Genomic DNA, 2808 nt, shown 5'->3' with positions numbered 1-2808 from the left:
TGGCGGACGAAAGCCCTGACCGAAAAAGCCATTTGTTGTTTTTCCAGAAGTACCGAGCAAGAAAGAAAGTTATTGAGTTTTTGAGAGACGTCCCCTGAAATGGGTTAATCAAACCGAACCAGGGTCTTTACGGCCCCCTGCCGGGCTTTATTCAAGTTCACCTCAATCATCTCCATATAATCTTCCAGCCTGAATGTGTGGGTCACAAGGGGGGCTGTCAGGATTTTCCCTTCATTCATGAACTCCATAGCCAGATCAAATACATGGCGGGTTTCGCCCTGGTAAGTCACCCGGCCGTAACCGTAGACCCCCTTGATGTTCTGGAGCTTGAGCCATAAAGGGGTCAGATCCAGTTTAACGTCGCTGCCGATGCCCACAAGGCTCAGTGTTCCAAAGGGTCCAAGGATTCTCAGGCCCATGTTCAGGGTGGCTGAATTCCCAACGGTATCGTAAATCCGGTCAAATCCTCCCATGAAAACCGGCTGGCCCAGCTGGGGCTGGTACATGGCGGCGCCGGTGAGTTCGGCTGCAGTCCGGTATGCTTCCTTGAAAGGAATAATATCAGCCTGTCCCAAATCCTGGGCCAGAGCTGCGGCATGGGCCGCAGGCTCTATCAGGGCGATGCCGGCGTCAGGACAAAGCGTGCGGACCACCTGGATCACCAGGTTGCCGATGACCCCTCCGCCGATCACAAGAATTTTGTCAGAAGGTTCGGGCATATTGTCAAACACGGTCTGCAGCGCCACGGCAAGGGGTTCGGTCATGGCCGCAGCCTCCATGCCAAGAGAGTCCGGGACCTTGAAAAGCTGACTTTCATGGGCGCAGATAAAAGGGGCAAATCCCCCGGTAACCCCTGAATTAAGCCCTGTGAACATGCCGGGCGGCAAATCGCCTTCGGCGGAGTTTTCGCAATTTAGGGAACGGCCTGCCGCACAGACGGCGCATTGGGGAGACAGGTTCCGAACCGTGCATCCAAGGCCCGGGTTTACCGTAACCACATCCCCTAATTTAAATTGGGTCGCCTCCGGGCCTTTTTCAACGATCCTGCCAACCACCTCATGTCCGATAATGCAGGGAAAAGAGGAAAAGGGCGACGCAGTAGGGGAGTCATGGAGCATCATGAGATTCAGATCGCTGCCGCAAAAACCGCAGAAGATGGTTTTCAGCTTGACCCACTGTCCGGAGGGAACGGCTGGTTCGGGAATCTCCACAAGCCGGACGGTTTTAAACGGCCCCTTAAGATAAACTTTGTTTCCGAAAATGAGGCTGATTGCCTTGGCTGCAATAAATCCGGGGGGAGTTACATTGAACTGCAATGCTTTCATGGCGATCTCCACGCGCTGTTTTGTATATCCTGCTCTGCCATGGCAGAAACAGAGTTAAGCCTGGTCCGCGACCCGGCCTCTTTACACTTGCGTAATTATATGAACTATAGTTCATATTTTGTAAAGAGAAATTTTCTTTTTTAATAGCTATTTAGAATTTTTTATGAATAAAGGTTCGCATTATGCCTTGGCCTTGAAAAACCCACCGGAAATCTGTACAAAACAATCGGATAGTGAACCATAAAACTCGAACAGCGAAAGGGTTGATCATGCCAGTCAAACCTATAAACAGCATCCGCTTCAATACACGTTGCACCGGCGAAGGACCGGCTTTCATCTGGGGGCATGGACTCATGGGCAGCATGAAAAGCGAGGATCTTATTGATCTGTTCCAATGGGAGGAATTCCCTGAGACAAACCGGTTGATCCGGTATGATGCCAGGGGACACGGGGAAACCCAGCCCACGTTTTTTCCTGAAGACTATCACTGGAAGCAACTGGCAAAAGACATGCTGGCCGTGGCCGAAAGCTATGGGGAAACCAGCGTCATTGCCGGCGGCCAGTCCATGGGCTGCGCCACGGCGATTTATTCCGCCTGCATTGCACCGGAAAAAATAAAAGGCCTGATTCTGGTCAATCCGCCTACTGCCTGGGAAACCCGGGCGGAACAAGGTAAACTATACAATAAAATGGCAACCATGGGTTGGCTGTTCGGCGGAAGGATGTTGGCCCGGATGATGCGTAACAAACTGTCCAGGCTGCTTCCCCAATGGCTGATCGACGCCGAAGAGGGCAAGGTTGAAGGCGCACTCGATGGCATGAAATCCTTGAAAAGAAAAACCCTTTACAACTTGTTCAAGGGCGCGGCCCTGACCGATTTTCCTTCCCGGGAGACGATTGAAAATATCCAGGCCCCCTGCTTGGTCCTTGGATGGATTGGAGACCCCACACATCCGGTGGAAACAGCAGAAGAACTTCACCGGCTGCTGCCTGATTCAGAACTCGTGATTGCCAATGGATACTCCGATTTTAAAAAATGGCCTGAACTGATGCACAATTTTGTAAAAAACAATGGTAAATAAAACAGGACTAAGAAGTTGGGGGCGTCCGTTGTAATACGTTCCGGCGGCCAACTGCCGAAAAGCGAAAAGACTGAAAAGCGGAAAAGCGCGCCTCCGGCGGCGAACTGCCCAAAAGCATGCCTCCGGCGGGTCGCTTTTGAATAAGCGGGGCAAAACTTTTTAAAATGGCGCTCCGCGCAGGGAGATAACCTAGTTGCGAGGTCCCAGCGTTCTGTAGGGGCGCCGCTTCATCAACCTTGTAGGGACAGGCCCCCGTGCCTGTCTGCGTTGTTTCGTTTCTCGTAGGGCCAGGGTTTCCCCATTCTTGGGGACATCCTATAATGTCTCCTGTCAAGGGTGATTTTGACTTTTTGTAATTCCCATAAAATCAAGCAGATATCAATTTGCCATTTTTTAGGCCG

Annotated in this window: 2 protein-coding genes; one reads left to right on the top strand and one right to left on the bottom strand. The window is 51.6% G+C overall.

Annotated elements, in window-relative coordinates; genetic code table 11:
• Window positions 1-104 precede the first annotated feature (104 nt).
• A complete protein-coding gene (locus BUE18_RS27065) occupies window positions 105-1325 on the bottom strand; it encodes a zinc-dependent alcohol dehydrogenase (RefSeq protein ID WP_073479228.1) in 1221 nt (406 codons plus the stop codon).
• A gap of 269 nt (window positions 1326-1594) precedes the next feature.
• Here BUE18_RS27065 and BUE18_RS27060 point away from each other — a divergent pair, with 269 nt between their 5' ends.
• A complete protein-coding gene (locus BUE18_RS27060) occupies window positions 1595-2407 on the top strand; it encodes an alpha/beta fold hydrolase (protein ID WP_083611320.1) in 813 nt (270 codons plus the stop codon).
• Window positions 2408-2808 lie beyond the last annotated feature (401 nt).

Source organism: Desulfatibacillum alkenivorans DSM 16219, from assembly GCF_900142135.1.
GTDB classification, from domain to species: Bacteria; Desulfobacterota; Desulfobacteria; order Desulfobacterales; family Desulfatibacillaceae; genus Desulfatibacillum; species Desulfatibacillum alkenivorans.
Note: the sequence above shows the minus strand (reverse complement) of the source record. Positions and strands in the feature narration are given on the sequence as shown.